The sequence below is a fragment of the Flavobacterium sp. genome (assembly GCF_030146175.1).
Classification (GTDB): Bacteria; Bacteroidota; Bacteroidia; order Flavobacteriales; family Flavobacteriaceae; genus Flavobacterium.
The window spans coordinates 1-19,991 of record NZ_JASLCE010000091.1 but is presented as its reverse complement, the minus strand read 5'-3'; the positions used below and the strand labels follow the sequence as shown (position 1 = coordinate 19,991).

The 19,991-nt window shown below is 40.9% G+C and carries 14 protein-coding genes and 1 pseudogene; 8 read left to right on the top strand and 7 right to left on the bottom strand.

The window, feature by feature from the left end; genetic code table 11:
* Positions 1 to 55: 55 nt before the first annotated feature.
* Positions 56 to 2,428, bottom strand: a complete 2,373-nt coding sequence (locus Q1R07_RS10755) for an outer membrane beta-barrel family protein (RefSeq protein ID WP_300489798.1) — start codon at positions 2,426 to 2,428, stop codon at positions 56 to 58.
* Between the two features lie 93 nt (positions 2,429 to 2,521).
* Here Q1R07_RS10755 and Q1R07_RS10750 point away from each other — a divergent pair, with 93 nt between their 5' ends.
* Both Q1R07_RS10750 and Q1R07_RS10745 read left to right on the top strand, forming a co-directional pair.
* Positions 2,522 to 3,658: a histidine kinase gene (locus tag Q1R07_RS10750; protein WP_300489796.1), complete on the top strand. Its 1,137-nt coding sequence runs from the start codon at positions 2,522 to 2,524 to the stop codon at positions 3,656 to 3,658.
* The gene (locus Q1R07_RS10745) at positions 3,655 to 4,380 is read left to right on the top strand and encodes a LytTR family DNA-binding domain-containing protein (protein ID WP_300489794.1); all 726 of its coding nucleotides are present in this window, start codon (positions 3,655 to 3,657) and stop codon (positions 4,378 to 4,380) included. The genes Q1R07_RS10750 and Q1R07_RS10745 overlap by 4 nt, the downstream gene beginning before the upstream one ends.
* A gap of 55 nt (positions 4,381 to 4,435) precedes the next feature.
* On the opposite strand, the gene Q1R07_RS10740 is transcribed toward Q1R07_RS10745, so the two are convergent.
* The 6 genes from Q1R07_RS10740 to gldJ all read right to left on the bottom strand — a co-directional run bounded on the left by Q1R07_RS10740 (position 4,436) and on the right by gldJ (position 10,893).
* Positions 4,436 to 5,665 carry a serine hydrolase domain-containing protein gene (locus Q1R07_RS10740; protein ID WP_300489792.1) on the bottom strand — a complete coding sequence of 410 codons (1,230 nt, stop codon included), beginning with the start codon at positions 5,663 to 5,665 and terminating at the stop codon, positions 4,436 to 4,438.
* Positions 5,666 to 5,821: 156 nt separating this feature from the next.
* Positions 5,822 to 6,415 (bottom strand): hypothetical protein, encoded by a 594-nt coding sequence (locus Q1R07_RS10735; RefSeq protein WP_300489791.1) that lies wholly within the window; start codon positions 6,413 to 6,415, stop codon positions 5,822 to 5,824.
* The gene (locus tag Q1R07_RS10730; protein WP_300489788.1) at positions 6,402 to 6,908 is read right to left on the bottom strand and encodes a sigma-70 family RNA polymerase sigma factor; all 507 of its coding nucleotides are present in this window, start codon (positions 6,906 to 6,908) and stop codon (positions 6,402 to 6,404) included. The genes Q1R07_RS10735 and Q1R07_RS10730 overlap by 14 nt, the downstream gene beginning before the upstream one ends.
* 2 nt (positions 6,909 to 6,910) lie before the next feature.
* Entirely contained in the window at positions 6,911 to 7,762 is an 852-nt protein-coding gene (locus Q1R07_RS10725) for an alpha/beta hydrolase (RefSeq protein WP_300489785.1), read from the bottom strand.
* Between the two features lie 99 nt (positions 7,763 to 7,861).
* Complete coding sequence (gene murF / locus Q1R07_RS10720; protein ID WP_300489782.1) at positions 7,862 to 9,145, bottom strand: UDP-N-acetylmuramoyl-tripeptide--D-alanyl-D-alanine ligase; 1,284 nt, start codon at positions 9,143 to 9,145, stop codon at positions 7,862 to 7,864.
* A gap of 71 nt (positions 9,146 to 9,216) precedes the next feature.
* On the bottom strand, positions 9,217 to 10,893 hold the full coding sequence (gene gldJ, locus Q1R07_RS10715) for a gliding motility lipoprotein GldJ (RefSeq protein ID WP_300489779.1): 1,677 nt from the start codon (positions 10,891 to 10,893) through the stop codon (positions 9,217 to 9,219).
* 240 nt (positions 10,894 to 11,133) lie between these two features.
* Between gldJ and porU the strand changes: the two genes are divergently transcribed.
* The 6 genes and pseudogenes from porU to Q1R07_RS10685 form a co-directional block, all read left to right on the top strand.
* Positions 11,134 to 15,000, top strand: coding sequence for a type IX secretion system sortase PorU (gene porU, locus Q1R07_RS10710; protein ID WP_300489777.1), 3,867 nt, complete (start codon positions 11,134 to 11,136; stop codon positions 14,998 to 15,000).
* A 40-nt stretch (positions 15,001 to 15,040) separates the two neighbouring features.
* Positions 15,041 to 16,213, top strand: a complete 1,173-nt coding sequence (gene porV, locus Q1R07_RS10705) for a type IX secretion system outer membrane channel protein PorV (RefSeq protein WP_300489775.1) — start codon at positions 15,041 to 15,043, stop codon at positions 16,211 to 16,213.
* A 76-nt stretch (positions 16,214 to 16,289) separates the two neighbouring features.
* The gene (gene cdd, locus Q1R07_RS10700) at positions 16,290 to 16,772 is read left to right on the top strand and encodes a cytidine deaminase (protein WP_300489772.1); all 483 of its coding nucleotides are present in this window, start codon (positions 16,290 to 16,292) and stop codon (positions 16,770 to 16,772) included.
* A gap of 251 nt (positions 16,773 to 17,023) precedes the next feature.
* Complete coding sequence (pdhA, locus tag Q1R07_RS10695) at positions 17,024 to 18,022, top strand: pyruvate dehydrogenase (acetyl-transferring) E1 component subunit alpha (RefSeq protein WP_300489769.1); 999 nt, start codon at positions 17,024 to 17,026, stop codon at positions 18,020 to 18,022.
* Between the two features lie 6 nt (positions 18,023 to 18,028).
* Positions 18,029 to 19,657 carry a pyruvate dehydrogenase complex dihydrolipoamide acetyltransferase gene (locus Q1R07_RS10690; RefSeq protein WP_300489767.1) on the top strand — a complete coding sequence of 543 codons (1,629 nt, stop codon included), beginning with the start codon at positions 18,029 to 18,031 and terminating at the stop codon, positions 19,655 to 19,657.
* A gap of 89 nt (positions 19,658 to 19,746) precedes the next feature.
* Positions 19,747 to 19,991 (top strand): annotated as a pseudogene (locus Q1R07_RS10685) (peptidase M28); the annotation flags it as partial.

Genomic DNA, 19,991 nt, shown 5'->3' with positions numbered 1-19,991 from the left:
CAGCCGGATTTCCGAACTGGTTATTAGGGATTTACTATAAAAACAGGAGAATTGTTTACATTCGGTTGGTTTCTTCATTGAGCGAAGCGGCTTTGATCGATTTGGATTTTCCACCGCCAAAATAATAGGTTGCCTGCAGATAAAAGCGTCGGGTTTCCCATCGGTTTGTCCAATCGGTAGTCACATTCTGAAGTTGTGTAACATGATGGTAGAAGCTTTTTTTCAGAATATTAGTACAGCCGCCGGATAACTGTAGCGTTTTGTTGAACAGGTTCTTTTTGGCCGATACGCTAAAGTCGCCAATGGCTTTCGAATATCCGTTTGGTGAGGTCGAACGTCCGGCATAAAATCCGTTTATGTTGAGTGTCCAATCTTTAAAAGTGAAGTTTTCATACAAATTGATCTCGTGACGGAAACCATTCCCCTGATATAAAAATCCGGGAATTTCCGATGATTCACTACTGTAAGTGCCCTCAAAATTGAATTGCATCGTCCACCACGGTGCTACCTGATAGGGATAGGTAGCCGAAAATCCGATTTTCTTCCCGGTTGACGCATTGGCTTTGTAGTTGATATTGTAGTTTTCTTCCGGTTGATAGGCGATCACATCGGTAAAGCCATTGTTGTAAAAATAGCCATAGAGACTTAAATTTAGGGCGCTTTTATAAATATAACTCAACTGAAGACTGTGATAATACTCCGGTTTTAAAGCCGGATTTCCTTTTTGAAGCGTATAGGCATCCAGGTATAAATAATACGGATTTAAGGATAAATAACCCGGTCGGCCAATACGGCGGCTGTAGCTCAATTGGTATTGGTTGTTCTCTTTTTTATAATTGATGGAAAAAGAGGGAAAGAGGTTGGTGTAACGGTTCGAATTGGATTGATGATTGATGGGAGAGCTGGCTTCATACTGAAAATACTCGGCGCGAAGTCCGGCCATAAGATTCCATTTGCCCAGACTAAGGTCCACTTGCGCATAGGCGGACGTAAGATGTTCTTTATAAACAAAATTATTGATCAATAGACTGTCGGGTATGATGGATAAACTGCTGTTATGGGCATCGTAACCATTATAATAATCCATATGGATATAGGAATATTTAAGTCCGCTTTCCAGATATAGTTTTTGCGCCAGACGCTGACGAAGATCGGCCTGAGTGGTAACGATTGTATACTTGGTTGTATTGGTACCGTTGAGTTGCATATAGGAATTGTCGGCATAATCATTCCGTTGAAAACCGGATGACGAAGTGGTATAGCGCGCCAAATTCGCCTGTATATCCAGTTTGGTCGTCGTACTGTCGGTCACAAAACTGTAAAAAGCATTTCCGGTTAATCGTTCGGAAGGTTTTTGTTCGTGTTTGCTTAGGTTTACGGTAGTCACGGGAGCGCCATTCAGAAATTCGTAGGTAGCGCCATAGGTGTTTTCATCAGCATCGGAACGGGTATAGGACCAATCCGTACTGATCAGTTGTCTTTCGCTAAGTTTACGCTCCACAGCAAGGTTAAGGCTTTTGGAAACGGTTTCCGGTCGCCATTTATTATATTGATCAATAACACGGTTGCCTTCCGGAGCGATAATGTCCTGTCGGATATGACGGTGGTTTACAGAGTTGCCTTTATAATAGGATGCGTTTCCGCTAATATTCCATAACGAATCGCTATAATAGATCCGACTACCGTATTGGTGTTTAAAATATTCGCCGTACGATGCCCAGGCATAAGCATTTCCATTTAGATGTTTTTCTTTTTTCCGTTTTAAGATAATGTTGATAATACCTGCGGTTCCCGATGCATCATAACGCGCCGACGGTTGGGCGATGATTTCAACGGATGCAATATCGTCGACTTTTAACGATCGGATGTATTCGCGAAGCGCTTCCCCTTGAAGGGCACTTTTCTTTCCGTTGATCATAATCTGAATGTCACCATTCCCGCGGAAAAGCAGGTTATCGTCTTTATCGAGTTGAATACCGGGAACCTGACGTAAGGTTTCAAGACCGTTATTACCCAGTCCGATGCCAGCCATATCGATGTTGAAAATCATTTTGTCTCCTTTCATGGTAATGGCATTTTGTTTAGCCTTAACGATTACTTCGTTTAGGGTTGTATTGGCAGCCGGTTGTAGGATCGCTTTTAAGCGAAGCGGAAAATCCCGGGCCGTTATTTTTTGACTATAGTCGTCATAACCCATATACCGTATGGTGAGTGTACCGCTATAAAATGTTTCGGAGATAGCGAGGCTAAAGTTTCCCTGCTCGTCGGTATGTGCGGATAGTATATTTTTTTGTAAGGTATCTGTTATGAATATCGAGGCGAAGGGAAGGGATTCACCCTTGGAATCGGAAGCATTTCCGGTAATTTTTTGTGCTGATAGTACAACGGGAATAAGTAAGAGGACAACTAAATAGTGAAATGATTTCATAGGCTGTTTTTTATAGTACAAGAGTACGTTGCTTCGAAATGGCATCTCTCAAAAAAGGATAAAGTGTCACGATTGTCTTATAAACCGACGATTATGGCATATAAAAAATTTGGTTGTGTAAAACGGGTAGTTCGTATCGGATTTTCCGGGTTTTGTTGGATACCGTTTTCGGGCTATCCGGAAAAAACATACTTTAGCGGTATGTCTAAAAAAAGAGAAATACAGTATCATATTGTCTTTTGGGTCGTGGTGATGCTTCTGGATCATTTGCTGGAAGATATCATGAAGGATCGCAATAACGCTTTTTTCTGGAAAGCACTTCAGGGAACCGGATTTACGTTACTGCAAATGGTGATTTTTTATCTGAATTATTTGTGGGTTTGTCCGAAAACAATTCCCTATAAAAAATGGAAGCTTTTTGCCTTATGCCAGTTGGGATTGTTTTTCCTGTTTCCGGCGCTGCGTTTTATAATCGAAGAAGTGATCATTTACCGGATTACCGGAAATCATAATTATGTGATGGAAGCACTTACGGTGGCTTATTATGTATATGATAATTCATATTATGTGATACGTACCTTGTTGCTTAGTATTGTTGGCTATTTCCTAAAATACCTGTGGACGACCAATGAGAAGATGAATCGCTTGCAGTTGGAAAAAAAGCAGGCCGAGTTACAGGTGCTTAAAAATCAGTTGAGCCCACATTTTTTATTTAATACGCTTAATAGTTTTTATTCGGATTTGTATGATACGCAGCCCAAAGTGGCCGAGGATGTTATGAAATTGTCTGAGATGTTGCGTTATGTGACGTATGAAAATGAAAACGATAGGGTATTGCTTCGCGATGAGGTGGTGTTTTTACAGCATTATATCGCGCTTTTTCAACGGCGTTTTGACGGAACAATTCCGGTAGAATACCATTATCCCGAGGAGTTAAAAGAATATCGAATTCCGTCGTTGTTGCTGATTCATTTTGTAGAAAATGCCTTTAAACACGGGATTTTGGATGATCCAAACCATCCGATTGTATTTGATTTTACAATACAAAACGACCGACTGGTTTTCCGGGCCTCTAATAGCTATCGCAAAAGTCAGCATTATGATGTTAGCGGCATCGGACAGAAAAATATCGTACAACGACTTGCAATTCTGTTTCCGGATAATCATAGTTTACTCGTGGACCAACAGGAAAATACCTATACTGTCGTTTTAAATATTCCATTGTTATGATACAACAACCTATAACCTGTATAATTGTAGATGACGAACCACCGGCAATACGACTGCTGCAAAAATATGTGGAACAGTTACCCGGATTGGAATGTATCGGAACCGCAACCCGTGCCGTGGAAGCCTTGCATCTAATCGAACAACAGTTACCCGATATTGTTTTTCTGGATATTCAGATGCCGGATCTTACGGGTTTACAGCTTTCAGCTCTTATAAAAGGAAAGGTTAAGGTGGTGTTTACAACCGCTTATCCGCAATTTGCCGTGGAAGGTTTCGAACAGGATGCGGTTGATTATCTGTTAAAACCGGTAGCGTTTAACCGGTTTATTGGCGCTGTTGAAAAAGTGCGGAAAATTTCAGATTCATCAAAGCCAAAGTCCATTACCGAAACAGTACAGGAGGATTACTTTTTTATCAAAACGGATGGCAAAAATAGGTATAAACGGGTTCTTATAAATGAGATTTATTATATCGAGAGTATTAAAAATTACGTTGTGATCCATACCGGCGACGAGCAGGTGATTACCTATAATACCTTAAAACATTTTGAAGAGCATTTGCCGGAAGACCGGTTTGTGAAAATACATAAATCCTATATGGTGGCACTGGGAAAAATAGAAAAAACCGACACGAACGAAGTCTGGGTTTTGAATAAAAGCTTACCACTAGGGGATACTTATAAATCGGATTTTTTTAAAAGAGTACAGCAGTTTCTACTTTGATGTGATACAGCTTGTCACACCTGGCAGGTTTCCAAAACCTGTCAGGTGTAGCAGATTAGCGTCCCAAAGCGTCCCATATCTGATAAAACACCTGATTGCCTTCCGGAGTTGAAAAGTTGGTGTTAAACATCATGATACGCCCGACACTGGTTTTCGGATCAAAAAATAGCATCGCCATAACGCCGGGATCGCCACCGGTATGACCAATATAACCGGTATAACCAAAACCTATAAAAATACCCGTATTATACGATTCGCTATACGGATTCTGAGTGTTTCGCTCGGTAAAGTGTTCAGCCGATAATTGTGGTTTGAAAAACTCACGATAACTTTCTTTGGATAGGATTTTACCGTTGCCATTATAACCCCGGATCAGTTCCTGTAGGTACTTGCTCAGATCGTCGATTGTGGTCATAAAACCACCATCCGGATACGAACTCATAGTGTAATAGGGAAGTAGTGTTTTCGGATCCTGATAATAACGCGACAAGCGCGACAAATCTATAGCATCGAATTTCCAACCGGAGTTTTTGAGTTGCAAAGGAGTAAGAATGTATTTTTGAGTGAAAACATCAAAAGGCTCCCCGGTGGCGCGTTCAATGATATAAGCGGCCAATGTCGTTCCGGTATTGGAGTATTCATATTGTGTGCCCGGTGCTTTGTTTAAAAAAGTGTCTGCCATATGCCATTTTCCATGAAAAGTCAGCATATCTCTTGTGAAAATATTCAATCCTACGGCCGATTCTGCCGGATTTAATATTTGGGTATCGTCGAATACTAAAGGCAAACCGTTTAGATTCTGATCGGGTTTTAGATAATAGTTTTTGCTTAAATAATTTTCGTTGTCCAGTATCGTCGAGGTATGAGTAGCCAATTGCCGGATGGTAATAGGAATATTTAGGTAATAGGGGTTGATCACTTCAAAAGGAAGGTACCGGTTAACCTGATCGTCCAATCGGAGTTTGCCAAGTTCCTGGGCTTTTAGCAGTGCTATACCCACCAGTGTTTTGGATACGGAAGCAATGCTTTGAACGGTCTGTACGGTATAGGCTTTGCGCGTTTCCCGGTCGGCTGATCCGAATCCGTTTTTATAGCGTACTCCCTGATCATCTACAATGGCAACACCAAATCCGTTAAAATAACCTTTGTCGTAAAGTTGTTGTAACCGATTGGTAAGGGAATCAGCCGCGGATTTACGCATAACAGTCACCGTGTTTTTTTTCGGTGCCGAACAGGAAACCGAAAACAGAATAATTGTTGCCAGAAGAAGGATGGATTTTTTCAAAAGGTCGAATGTCAGGTTTTTACGAAGTTACAAAAATAATATACACCCGATTTAATTTGATACATCTGACTTCGTTTGATACACCTGACTTCGTTTGATACACCTGACAGGTTTCTAAAACCTGTCAGGTGTGAAATAATGGAAATGATATGTTTATTATTTCTCGTAATTCGCTTCGATTTCCTGTAATGCGGTAATAATGCTTTCGGTTTTGGCATGTTCCTTACGGATGTATTTTTTACCAATTATAAAATAGGCGATAAGCATCCAGGTAACATAGGATACAAGGGTAACGATTTTTACTGTGGTCGATAGCGGTTGCATCACTTCTATAAAATAAAAAACGAAGGCGGTATTTAAAACGATATAATAAAGTTGTGTATAGGTTGTATTCACTTTTTGCTGAAAACGGTAAAAGTGTTGCATTCCCGTTAAAGCGACTTTTGGCGAAGCGGTTAAGTCAACTTTTCGAAGGGTGTTTATCTGATATAATCGCAAAGCGGAATACCCAAACATGGCAAAAAACATAAGCCCGATACCAATAAATGTGGTAACCTTTTTAAAAGCGATATTGTTAAAAATCACGGAAAGGAATACTATGGTAAGCATTAAAATTCCTACCTGAATACCAATTTTCCGGGTCATGGATTGTTGTTCTTTCTTCGCTTTATTGATGATAACAGTAACATCAGGTAGCGCACCGGTACTTTGTTGTTGCCAGATTTCTTTTAGATTGTCAAACGCTTTCATATTTACTGTAAATGGTGTTTAATTGTTGTTTTATCCGGTGTATTTTTACGCGTAAATTGCCTTCCGTAATTCCGGTTGCTGTGGCAATTTCACTATAGGGAACATCTTCCAGTAACATTGTAATGATCAAACGATCGGATTCGTTAAGCTCGCTGATGCATTTGTAAAGCAACTTAATTTGCTGTTCTTTTTCATTGCTGTCGTCGTGGTCGATTGTTGCCAGTTCGGGCTTGAGTTCGTCGGTTTGTTTGTTTTTTTGCGAACGGATATGATAGAGGCAGGTGTTTACCGCTATCCGATAAATCCAGGTGCTAATTTGCGATTCGCCCCGGAATTTGCTCTGGTTTTGCCAGATCCGGATAAATACTTCCTGAAGCAAATCGTCGGCTTCCATATGGTTTCCGGTATATCCCAAACAGATACGGTGTATTTTGGCCGAGTAGGTCGCATACAATTCCCGGAATTGACTGTCTTGCTGTTGTTCTGTCGACACGCTTATTTTTGATTTAGAAAGTTGTCCATTGCGCTGTAAAACCATTCCGGTGCGTCGTACATAATAAAATGCTTACTGTCGGCGACCTTGATTGTCTTGTTTTTTAAAGCGGCATATTGCTCGTTATAGATTTTTTCGCTGTTTTCTTTAGTGTTAAAGATACTGGTTAAAATCAATACCGGACTTTTGATTTTTGCAATATCCGTACGAAGGTCGGTTAACGACATTTCCACGATGGTCGATCCCAGAGTTGTACGATCGCTGGCAAAGCTCCATTCGGCGATCTGTTTGGCTCTTGTCGTATCACGAACCTGATACAGCATCATTTGGGTCATATTGGCAACATAGTTGTCGTTCGGAATGGATTTGAAATTATTGATCACTGCTTCTTTGTTAAAACGCGGATCGTCTTTTAAAGAGGCTACCGTTGTTTCCGGTTTGGTCAGTGCCGAAATAAACGGAACGCCGTCGACGCAAACGATTTTACCAAAAAGATCCGGTTGTGAACTGCTCACCCATAGCGCCATAAAAGCGCCCAGACTATGACCGATCAGTATCGGTTTTTTTAATTTGTTGGTTTTGACATATTGAATCAATTGATCGTGTACGGTTTGCAACACCGGATCTTGAATCGGTTTTACACCGGCAAAACCGGCCAGTGTCAGGATATGCAATTGATAGTTGTTTTTTAAATGATCGGCGGTTTCATTCCAAACAGCGCCACTGCAGGAATAACCCGGGATAAGAAGTATTGGTTGTCCTTTGCCAATCACTTTTACGTCGAAAGCTTGTTGTTGCGCAAAGCCAAATGTAAGGTTGAAAAGTAGGAATAAAGTAAGAATAGCATTTTTCATAATAACTGCGTTTTTAGATTTGTTTTCTTTTGATGCAGCTATGATGTGATTGTTACAAAAGGATATAAAAAAATCGCTGCTTTTTTTGCAGCGACCTTTTTATAATAGTTCCAGTGTTCGTTCGAGAGCCATTCCACGCGAACCTTTTATCAGGATCGTATGGGCTTTTGGGATCTCGTTTTGAAACGAATGGGTAAAATCGTCAAAGCTGGAAAAGAAATGCAAATGCGGTTGGTCGACTTTAGACGCAAAGAAATCTTTACCGATAAAATAGGTTTTGATTTCCGGTGTACGACTCACCAATGAAACGATGTTCTGATGTTCTTTTAGGCTTTCTGTTCCCAGTTCGAACATATCGCCCAAAATGGCAATTTTCGATCCGTCTTCGAGCTGTGCGAAGTTTTCCAATGCTGCCGTCATACTACTTGGATTGGCATTATACGCATCCAGAATAATATGGTTTCCGTTTTTCTCAATTAGCTGCGAGCGGTTATTGCTCGGGATATAATTTTCGATAGCCGTTTTGATGGCTTCGGTAGCGACATTAAAATAGTTTCCAATACTGATGGCAGCATTGATGTTGTTGGCATTGTAAATTCCGATTAAGTGGGATTGTATCGTAATATCTTCAACCCCGATTTTGACCATTGGATTGGCCGAAACAGATTGAATCATAACATCACTATTCCCTTTTTGTGAGAAGGTATAGCGAGTGAAGTTTTTTGTTTTTTCATCCTGAATGGGATCATCCAGGTTGACAAAAGCGGTTTTTTCGTGTTTTTCGAGATATTGGTACAACTCACTTTTTCCTTTGATCACGCCTTCCGTTCCGCCAAAACCTTCGAGGTGGGCTTTCCCGAAATTGGTAATATAACCGAAGTCCGGTTGGGCGATACGGCATAACATTTCAATTTCTTTCTGGTGGTTGGCACCCATTTCAACGATTCCGATATCGGTGTCTTCATTAAACGACAAAAGCGTGAGCGGAACCCCAATATGATTGTTGAGGTTGCCAACGGTGGCTTTGGTATTGTATTGCTGTGATAAAACAGCGTTGATCAGTTCTTTTGTGGTGGTTTTACCATTACTGCCGGTAAGTGCAATAATCGGCAAACCCAATTGGATACGGTGGTAGTTGGCCAATCCCTGTAGCGCTCTTAGGCTATCGGGAACCAAAAGCATTTTGTTTTCGTCGGTAAAGTATTTTTTATCGTCAATTACAACAAATAAGGCGCCTTTGGTAAGGGCTTCTGCGGCAAAGGTATTCGCGTCGAAGTTATCGCCTTTAAGGGCGAAAAACAACGAATTGGGTTCTATTTTTCGGGTGTCGGTACAAATGCTGGAACACTGTAAAAAACACTGGTAAAGTTCTTCTATTTTCATGTTGTGAAAGTACTAAAAAAATAAAAGCCCTAAAATAGTTTAGGGCTTTTAAAGTATGTATGAAAATTTAATTATCCTCTGGCTTTTTTCTTACCTGATTTAGGACCTACTTTAGACATTGCACATCGGAATCCGATATAGTCTGTAGCCATATCCTGCGGGTAATATCTTCTTGATGCAGGATCTAACCAGTAAGCTCTGTCTCTCCAAGATCCACCTTTGTAAACTCTACTGTCGTCGTTTACTAAAGTTGTTCTCTTGTCAGAGTGGTCATATTTACGAACAAGGTTACCAAGACTGTCTTTTGTTACCGAGTGTTTCGGTGAATCGTACATTCTGTTTTTGTCGTCTTTTTTATCATCAGCTCCTTCTTCTTCATTTCCGAAGTTGTAGAAACGAGTTGATTGTTTATCACCATCTCTGTAGTTTCTGTTATCACTCTTAGAGAAGTTTTGTCTTAAATACGTTTCGTTGTCGTCGATAGCTACCTGAGCAATTTGTCCAGGGAAGTTACGTGCCATGATTCTACCGTTACTTAGCGTGTCATACGCAATGTTTTCAGTAGTAACCATTTCCACTTTACCGTCTTCACCGATTTTGTTTTTCATGTAAACGTTACCTCTATAGTAGTTGAAGTCATTCGCTTCATCATCTACAATTGGTCTGTAAACATCGGCAACCCACTCCGCTACGTTACCAGCCATATCGTATAAACCGAAATCATTTGGTGGGTATTTTTTAACTTCGTTCGTGATGTCAGCTCCATCATCAGACCATCCGGCAATTCCTCCGTAGTCTCCTTTTCCTTGTTTGAAGTTCGCTAACTGGTCACCTCTGTATTGTCTTTTTCCAGAACGTGTGTACTGTCCACTCCAAGGGTATTTTTTCTTCCCTTTGTACGTGTTGTACTCACGGATTCCTCCTAATGCAACAGCAGCATATTCCCACTCTGCTTCAGTTGGTAGTCTGTATTCCGGTAAGATGATACCTGACGTTCTTTGGGCGTAAACGTTTTTAGCATCTTCTTTAGCGGCTAATTTATTTCGTTGTCCTTTGTAAACAAGCTCTTCGTTTCCTCCATAAGTTGATGTAGGGGAAGCTAAATACGATTCCGTACTAAAAGTGCTCTCCGCTTTTACTTCCGTAATTTTAGAGTCTTTTTTCAGGTATCCTTCGCGCTCCAGAATGGCCTCATTCACACGGTCTGTTCTCCATTTGCTAAATTCAACTGCCTGAATCCAGTTTACACCAACTACAGGGTAGTTTGCATAAGCAGGGTGTCTTAGGTAGTTGTTTGTCATTGTTTCGTTATACCCTAAACGATTTCTCCATACCAAAGTATCCGGTAAGGCACCAACATAAATGTTTTTGTAGTTTTCATCTGTCGGTGGGAAAATGGTTTTTAACCAGAATAGGTACTCCGTATACATAAAGTTCGTTACCTCGGTTTCATCCATGTAGAACGACTGTACGTGTTGTTGGTTTGGAGTGTTGTTCCAATCGTGCATTGGGTCATCTTGCACTTTACCCATAGTGAATGTTCCACCTTCTACGGCAACCATTCCAGGAGGGGTTTCTTGCTTTTTGTACTTCGCATTGTATTGGAAACCACCTTTCTTATCGTTGATTTTCCAACCAGTAGCTGCAGAAGTTCCTTTTGACCCCGATTTTTTACTACAACTAGTAAAACCAATCGATAGCGATAATGCTGCCATCAATTGTAAAGCCATAATTCTGTTGATTTTCATACTTTCAGTTAGGTATAATTTTAGTGCCGCAATATAATAATTAACCGTTAAACGGCAACAATTTTTTTGTGATTTATTAAAACTAATTATAATTTTTTGTTAAATCTAATATAAAGAACGCCAGTTGTATTCAGATATTGTGTAAGCGACCTTTTTATTTATATGTAGTGCGAAATTAGTTTTTCCAAAAAATATTTTTTCTCTTTGTAATATCTCTGTAATTAATACGTTTTGATCTTGATGAAAAAATATATACTCTTTATCTTTTTGTTTACGAGTCTGCTATCGTTTGCGCAGCAGAAAGAGCATATTGTAATTGAATGGAAACCGGCTGCAGGAATACAGTATGAAACCGTTAATTATAAGGTGCCGCAATTTGCTGCCGAAAACTTCGAATTTAATGCCGATCTAAAGAGTATCCGTTTTAAAAAAGCGATTCCGATTAACGGTGCTGTCGATACCCGATCACTGAAAATTTCGAATGTGGTTTACGAATCCATTAGCCGTAGCGATCTTAATGATCTTTCGGTGGCGTCTTTGCCAGATAAACTAAACGAAAAACTGGAGCATTTTATCGCAAGAGACGAGCAAAAAGCAGTACTGATTTTTTCTCCTATTATTAAGGTAGGCGAAACGTTTAAAAGAGTGGTTTCGCTGGACGCCGAATTTTCAAATGGCGCTTCGTTGCGAATTGCTTCTCAGAATATGAATGTGGCGGCGGTTACGAATTCTGTATTGGCTTCCGGTGATTTTTATCGTTTTTATGTTGAAAAATCAGGGGTTTATAAAATATCAAGAGCTTTTTTACAACAACTGGGTATGAATACCGGTGTGGATCCGAGGAATATTAAAATCTACGGAAACGGTGGGCGGATGTTGCCACTATTAAATAGTACGCCTTATCCGGATGATCTGGAAGAAAATGCGATTCAGGTAATCGGAGAAGGTGATGGGGATTTCGGAGAATACGATTACATTATTTTTTATGCCGAAGGACCGGAAGGTTGGAATAAGGAAAGCCTTACCAATGTGAATCTGTATGCCGATCGTTCGCATTATTATATTACGACAAAAGGTGGTCCGGGAAAACGAATCAATACCAATGTGCAACCAACAGCGGCAACAACCGTAACCTATAACCAGTTTGACGATTATCAGTTTCACGAAGTGGATAAAGTGAATATCGGCCGACTGGGGCGTAAGTGGTTCGGGGAAATGTTCGCCATCGAAAACGAACAAACATTCAAATTCCAGATACCAAATATTGTGACTTCTGTACCGGTGAAAATCCGGGTGAATATGGCTTCGGCCTCCTATGGAAATTCCTCTTTTCAGGTAAAGGCTAACGAACAAAGTATTGGAACGGCCAATTTTAATGCGTTGAGTCCGGATGTGCATGTAGCGGCTTATGAAACCTTGCTGGAAAATACCTTTTCGGCTACTACCGGAGACATTTCGGTAAAACTGACGTACGATAATGGAGGAGTGCCTTCTTCCAATGGTTATCTTGATTATATTGCGTTGGAATCGCAACGCCAATTGTCAGGCTATGGGAAACAGTTTTTGTTTTACAGAAATGATGCGGCCAATAATATAGGTGTAGCGGAATATATAGTGTCCAATGCTTCCGGTGTCGGACAGGTTTGGGATGTAACGGATATTTATAATGTTACAAAATTTGAAAATCAGGGACAAGCTACTTTTTCGTTTAAAGCCAATTTGGGTGAAGTCCGTAAATATGTAGCGGTCGATTATAACGATTTGTATTCGCCATTAAATGATGGTGCGGGACGTATTGCTAATCAGGATTTAAAAGGAACGATCTTTAAAAACCAACAAGGGGAATTTCAGGACGTAGATTACCTGATCATAACGCCGGCTTCTTTAAACGGTCAGGCAGAACGATTGGCAAATTATCACCGTAATAACTCCGGGTTAAATGTGAAAGTGGTTAACCTTGAAAATATCTATCAGGAGTTTTCATCGGGGAAACAGGATATTGCTGCAATTCGGAATTTTATTAAATATGTATACTGGAATGCCTCAACGCCGACTAAAAGAGTACGATATGTAAATATGTTTGGCGATGCTTCTTTCGATTATAAAAACAGAATTCCAAACAATACGAATATAGTGCCGGTTTTCCATGGACTCAATCCAAGTGATCCGAAAGTAAATAATTCGCAGAATTTCTCAGCCTACGCCTCTTTTATGTCGGATGATTTTTATGTGTTGATGGATCCGACTGAAGGACCGATGCTAACAACGGACGGTTTGGATATTGCGGTGGGAAGGATGTTGGTAAGTTCCGGTCAGCAGGCAAGTGATATGGTCGGAAAGGCTCTGGAGTATTTTGATGAACGATCGTATGGCAGATGGCGCAATAATTATGTGCTGATTTCGGATGACGCCGATAATACTACCGATGCCGGTTTGCAGTTTGATCTTAATGCACTGGGTGATGAATTATATAAGGAAAAACCATTTGTAAACGTAAAAAAAATCCATACCGATTCCTATTTACAGGAAGTGGCTGCCGGAGGGGAGCGCTATCCGAAAGCAAGACTGGATATATTGGAGGCTTTTGCACAAGGTGCTTTGGCGGTGAATTACTTCGGTCACGGTGGGGAAGATGGTTTGGCTACCGAACGTATTTTTGATAAAGCGGATGCACAAAACCTGACCAACCGTTTTCGCTATCCGTTGTTTATTACAATCACTTGTGAGTTTACCCGTTTTGATAATCCGTATCGTCCAACAGGAGGCGAATATATGTATTGGAATACAGCCGGAGGAGCGGTGGCTTTAGTCGCAACAACGCGGGAAATCGGAATCACTACCGGATTAAATATGAATAAATCTTTGAGTAAATTCCTGTATTCCTATGGATCGGAAGTTTACGATACCATGTCGGAAGCACTTCGTAGAACGAAAAACGAAAACCTGACCGATAACCGGAATGTGGTGTTTTTTATCGGTGACCCGGCGATGAAGCTGGCGATACCAAAGCCAAAAATCCGACTTACAAAAGTGAATGATGTTCCGATCGCTGGATTTAACAATGCGTTGCAGGCGCTTTCGTATGTGAAACTTGCCGGAGAAGTAACCGATGAAATTGGAAATCCGTTACCGTCTTATAATGGTGATTTGGCCGTGCAGATTTTTGATAAGAAAATTTCAAGAAGTACGTTAGGTAATAATGGTGCTTCTAATAGTAGTGGTCTGATCATTATGAATTTTAAAACCCTGGGAGAAACCGTTTTTAGAGGAAATGCCTCGGTGACTAACGGGACATTCGAGTTTGGGTTCGTAATGCCAAAAGATATTCGGGTACCGGTGGGTAACGGAAGGGTGAGTTTTTATGCGAAGCGAAAACAGATATTGGAAAATCAAACCGGTTACGATACGTTGATTCAGATTGGTGGCGTAAATCCAAATGCTGCGGTCGATAATACACCGCCAAAAGTGCGTTTGTATATGAATGACGAATCGTTTGTGTCGGGTGGAATTACCAATGCATCACCGTATTTACTGGCATTTTTGGAAGACGAAAACGGAATTAATACGGCCAGTGGTATCGGACACGATATTATCGGAATCCTGGATGGCGATGAAACCAAGCCGTATGTGATGAACGATTATTACGAAACATTTCCGGACGATTATACCAAAGGAAAACTACGGTTTCCGTTCCGGAATCTGGCAAAAGGATTGCATACGCTCACGTTTAAAGCTTGGGATGTATACAATAATCTTGTGACAGCCGAAATTCAGTTTGTAGTGGTTGGCGATGAAGGTTTGGAGCTGGATAAAGTGTTAAATTATCCGAATCCTTTTGTAAGTTATACCGAATTTTGGTTCACGCATAACAGTCCGTACGAACCATTGGATGTGCAGGTTCAGATCATGACGATTACCGGAAAAGTGGTGAAAACGATTAATCAATCCATTATGACAGAAGGGTTTCTGTCGCGTGATATTAAATGGGATGGAAGAGACGATTTTGGAGATCGGATTGGAAAAGGAGTATATGTATATAAATTAACCGTTAAATCTTCGGTTTCAAATAAAAGGGCCGAAAAGTACGAAAAACTTGTAATCCTTTAATAAAATATTATATTTGTTGAATTAAATCAAATAATAGCTAATGAGAAAAATTGCAATATTATCGTTGTGTTTGTTTGCAGGCGCAACCCAATGGATGCAAGCACAGGATAGAGTTATTACAACCGGAGTTCCTTTTTTAATGATTGCTGCCGATGCTAGAGCAGCGGGTATGGGAGATATCGGTGTTTCGAGCTCTTCCGACGCTTATTCGCAACAATACAACCCGGCGAAATATGCTTTTGCCTTAACAAAGCAAGGGTTTTCTGTGAGTTATACCCCATATCTTACGTCCATTGCCAATGACATTTCATTAGGTCAGATTACCTACTTTAATAAAATCAACGAACGTAGTGCCTTTGCCGGTAGTTTGCGTTACTTCGGATTAGGTGATATTCAGCTAACCGATGCGTTGGGGAACCAGTTAAATACCGTTAGTCCAAACGAATTCGCTTTGGATGCATCCTACTCTTTGAAATTGAGTGATCAATTTGCAATGGCGGTTGCCGGACGTTATATTCGTTCAAATCTGAAAATTAACGACGGTACAAACGATGCTTCTGCAGCCAATACGTTTGCTGTTGATGTTGCTGGTTTCTACCAGTCGGAAGAAATTGCCTATTCCGATTTCGACGGACGTTGGAGAGCTGGTTTTAACTTCCAGAATATGGGGCCAAAAATCAGTTATGATAACGACGATCTAAGCAGTAACTTCCTTCCTGCAAACCTAAAATTAGGTGCCGGTTTTGATTTTATCCTGGACGAATACAATAAAGTATCTGTAATGGGAGAAGTAAATAAATTATTAGTGCCAACACCACCGGAAGTTACCGATCTTAACGGTGACGGAGTTATCGATAGTAACGACCGTAATATCGCAATTTCCGATTACCGTAAAACAGGATGGGTTTCCGGAATGTTTAAATCGTTTGGCGATGCACCGGGTGGAATGAGCGAAGAGTTAAAAGAATTTACATGGGCTTTAGGAGCAGAATACATGTATCAGAATTCCTTTGCTTTACGTGCCGGATATTTTAACGAAAGCGAATTAAAAGGAGCCCGTAAATATTTTACAATGGGTGCCGGATTCAAATATAGTGTTGTAAAAGTGGATGTTTCCTATTTGTTCTCAACATCAAAAGTGAGAAACCCGCTTGAAAACACCTTGCGTTTCTCTCTGACATTCAATTTCGGAGATTCCTATGATGAATATTAGTAGATAATAATATAATAAACAAAGCGTCCAAATTCCGTCAGGAATTTGGATTTTTTGTCTAAAAGAAGTTTTTAATATGAAGAAAATAGATGTGACAACGTCATTTTGGGTATATGATTCTGAAAATGAATTGCCAAATGAAGTAAAACCATTAATGGAGCAAGCCGTTGCAATCCGTAAAAAAGCCTATGCACCGTATTCGAAGTTTCGGGTAGGAGCGGCCATTTTATTGGATAATGGAAAAGTGGTGGTGGGATCCAATCAGGAAAATGCAGCCTATCCGTCCGGACTTTGTGCCGAAAGAGTAGCGATTTTCCAGGCGGGTGCTTTATATCCGGAAGCGCAGATTTTAAAAATTGCGATTTCGGCTACTTCCGACGAAAAACCGGTTGAGTCGCCGATACCACCTTGTGGCGCTTGTCGCCAATCGATTGCCGAATACGAGTTCCGTCAGGAAAAACCAATTGAACTGTATTTTATGGGGGAAGTTGGTGAAGTGTATAAATCAGATTCATTACAAAATATATTGCCGTTTCATTTCGATAAAAAATTCCTGTAAACGCTAGGGTATCGTTATAACGGTTTGGTGTGGAATTGTGAGAGAATAAGGCTGGAAGATTTTATTGTTTTAAAAAGAACGGTTTGTTTGAACTCCTTTTTTAAAACTTGACAAAAAAATAACAAAAATACATTCCTGTAAATTTTTACTTCTTCCGAGTATGTCTTATTTTTGCCGTTCGCAAAATTGTGTAAGGTGCTGTATTATGCTTTGTCAAATCAATACGGTGCAACAGCAAAAGTAAAAGCAATATGAAAGAAATCACAAAAGAAGTTTACCTTAAATGGTATGAGGACATGCAGTTCTGGAGAAAGTTCGAAGACAAACTGGCTGCATTATATATACAACAAAAAGTTAGAGGTTTTTTGCATTTGTATAACGGACAGGAAGCTGTTTTAGCGGGTGCACTTCATGCAATGGACCTAAGCAAAGACAAAATGATCACAGCTTATCGTAACCACGTACAGCCAATTGGTATGGGAGTTGATCCGAGAAGAGTAATGGCGGAGTTGTTAGGAAAAGCGACCGGAACCTCAAAAGGATTAGGTGGATCGATGCATATTTTCTCTAAAGAACACGGATTTTACGGTGGTCACGGTATCGTGGGGGCGCAAATTCCGGTTGGAGCAGGTATCGCTTTTGCGGATAAATATTTTGGAACAGGTGGGGTTACCTTAACCTATTTCGGAGATGGAGCGGCACGTCAGGGATCGCTACACGAAGCTTTTAATATGGCAATGTTATGGAAACTTCCGGTAGTATTTATCGTTGAAAACAACGGTTATGCGATGGGAACTTCTGTAGAGCGTACGGCCAATCATACCAACATCTGGAAACTGGGATTAGGATACGAAATGCCATGTGGACCGGTAGACGGAATGAACCCGATAAAAGTAGCCGAAGCTATGCATGAAGCGATGGAAAGAGCAAGACGTGGAGACGGACCAACTTTCCTTGAAATCAAAACATATCGTTATAGAGGACACTCTATGTCGGATGCACAACACTACCGTACCAAAGAAGAGGTGGAAGAATACAAAAAAATCGACCCGATCACACAAGTGTTGGAGATTATCAAAGAAAAAAACTATGCTACAGAAGCTGAAATCGAAGCGATCGATCAGCGTGTAAAAGATCTTGTGGAAGAGTGTGAAAAATTCGCAGAAGAATCACCTTACCCGGATTTAAACGTAATGTACGACGTAGTATACGAACAAGAGAATTACCCATTTTTACCACATAAATTATAATCGATTATGGCAGTAGTTGTTACCATGCCCCGTCTAAGTGACACCATGACCGAAGGTGTTGTGGCGACTTGGTTAAAGAAAGTAGGAGATGTTGTTAAAGAAGGCGATATTCTTGCAGAAATTGAAACCGATAAAGCAACCATGGAATTCGAATCGTTTAATTCGGGAACCTTATTGCATATCGGAATACAAGAAGGAGAATCGGCTCCGGTAGATGCTTTATTGGCAATTATCGGTAACCCGGGCGAAGATATTTCCGCTTTATTAAGTGGTGGTGGTCAGAGTGCGGCGGCAGCTCCGAAAGAAGAAACGGCTCCGGCTTCGGAAGACGTGAAAACAGAAACAAAACCACAGGCAGCCGAAATTCCTGCCGGTGTAAAAATAGTTACGATGCCGCGTCTGAGTGATACGATGACCGACGGTACCGTAGCAACCTGGTTGAAAAAAATCGGTGATGCTATTTCGGAAGGGGATATCCTGGCCGAAATCGAAACCGATAAAGCAACGATGGAATTCGAATCGTTTAACGCCGGTACGCTTTTGTATATTGGTGTTCAGGAAGGACAGTCGGCTCCGGTTGACAGTATTCTGGCGATTATTGGCCCTGCCGGTACCGATGTAAGTGCGCTTGCCGCAAATTACAAAGCCGGTGGTGCGGCAGAAACCGTTGCCGAAACCAAAACAGAAGTAAAAGAAACCGTTGCTGAAACAGCAGCGCCACAAGCTACAACAGCTAACGGACGTGTATTGGCATCGCCTTTGGCTAAAAAAATCGCTCAGGAAAAAGGTGTTGATTTGGCTCAGGTAAAAGGAACCGGTGAAAACGGACGTATTGTTAAAAAAGACGTGGAGAGCTTTACGCCTCAGGCGACTTCGGCACAACCGCAAACCGCAAGTGCACCGGCTGCTACAGTTGCTGCGCCTCAGGTGAAACCTTTTGTTCCTGCTGGAGAAACCTATGTGGAAGAAGTGAAAAACTCACAAATGCGTAAAACGATTGCCCGTAGATTGGCGGAATCGAAGTTTACAGCACCACATTATTACCTGACTATCGAAGTGGCTATGGACAATGCGATGGCTTCCCGTGAGATGATTAACGGATTGCCGGATACCAAAGTATCGTTTAACGATATGGTAATCAAAGCATGTGCAATGGCGTTGAAAAAACACCCGCAGGTAAACTCACAGTGGAAAGACGATGTAACGGTAATCAACCACCATGTAAACATCGGAGTAGCGGTAGCGGTAGAAGACGGATTGGTAGTTCCGGTATTGCGTTTTGCAGACCAGATGACTTTATCTCAAATCGGTGCTAATGTAAAAGATGTAGCCGGAAGAGCCCGAAACAAAAAATTACAACCAGCCGAAATGGAAGGTAGTACATTTACCGTTTCGAATTTAGGAATGTTCGGAATCACAGAATTTACTTCGATCATCAACCAACCAAACTCGGCAATTTTATCCGTAGGAGCGATTGTTGAAAAACCGGTGGTTCGCAACGGACAAATCGTTGTTGGAAATACAATGAAAGTAACCCTTGCGTGCGATCACAGAACTGTTGATGGTGCAACCGGAGCACAGTTCTTACAAACTTTAAGACAGTATCTGGAAAACCCGGTGACTATGCTGGCGTAATCTGGAATATTCCAAATAAAAATCAATCCCGTCTTGAAATTCAGGACGGGATTTTTAGTATTTTAGCGAAAGTGTAAAAAGACTCCTCCATGAAAAAAACACTTTACCTTTTACCATTCGTATTACTGGGATGTGCAACATCGAATACTAAAAATGATACGACTGCTACGGCTTCTGCTTATGAAGTGAAGCAGCAGGATGTATCCAATACCTTACAATATTTGTCTTCCGACGAACTGGAAGGTCGTGATAGTGGCAGTAAAGGAATTGAAAAAGCAGCCGTGTATCTTGAAAACCTGATGCGCGAAAACAATATTAAACCCTATTTTAAAAC

Excerpts from the sequence above, each read along its gene's own strand:
- Q1R07_RS10755 (WP_300489798.1), bottom strand. The coding sequence starts at position 2,428 with ATGAAATCATTTCACTATTTAGTTGTCCTCTTACTTATTCCCGTTGTA.
- Q1R07_RS10750 (WP_300489796.1), top strand. The coding sequence starts at position 2,522 with ATGGCATATAAAAAATTTGGTTGTGTAAAACGGGTAGTTCGTATCGGA.
- Q1R07_RS10745 (WP_300489794.1), top strand. The coding sequence starts at position 3,655 with ATGATACAACAACCTATAACCTGTATAATTGTAGATGACGAACCACCG.
- Q1R07_RS10735 (WP_300489791.1), bottom strand. The coding sequence starts at position 6,415 with ATGAAAGCGTTTGACAATCTAAAAGAAATCTGGCAACAACAAAGTACC.
- Q1R07_RS10725 (WP_300489785.1), bottom strand. The coding sequence starts at position 7,762 with ATGAAAAATGCTATTCTTACTTTATTCCTACTTTTCAACCTTACATTT.
- murF (WP_300489782.1), bottom strand. The coding sequence starts at position 9,145 with ATGAAAATAGAAGAACTTTACCAGTGTTTTTTACAGTGTTCCAGCATT.
- gldJ (WP_300489779.1), bottom strand. The coding sequence starts at position 10,893 with ATGAAAATCAACAGAATTATGGCTTTACAATTGATGGCAGCATTATCG.
- porU (WP_300489777.1), top strand. The coding sequence starts at position 11,134 with ATGAAAAAATATATACTCTTTATCTTTTTGTTTACGAGTCTGCTATCG.
- porV (WP_300489775.1), top strand. The coding sequence starts at position 15,041 with ATGAGAAAAATTGCAATATTATCGTTGTGTTTGTTTGCAGGCGCAACC.
- cdd (WP_300489772.1), top strand. The coding sequence starts at position 16,290 with ATGAAGAAAATAGATGTGACAACGTCATTTTGGGTATATGATTCTGAA.
- pdhA (WP_300489769.1), top strand. The coding sequence starts at position 17,024 with ATGAAAGAAATCACAAAAGAAGTTTACCTTAAATGGTATGAGGACATG.
- Q1R07_RS10690 (WP_300489767.1), top strand. The coding sequence starts at position 18,029 with ATGGCAGTAGTTGTTACCATGCCCCGTCTAAGTGACACCATGACCGAA.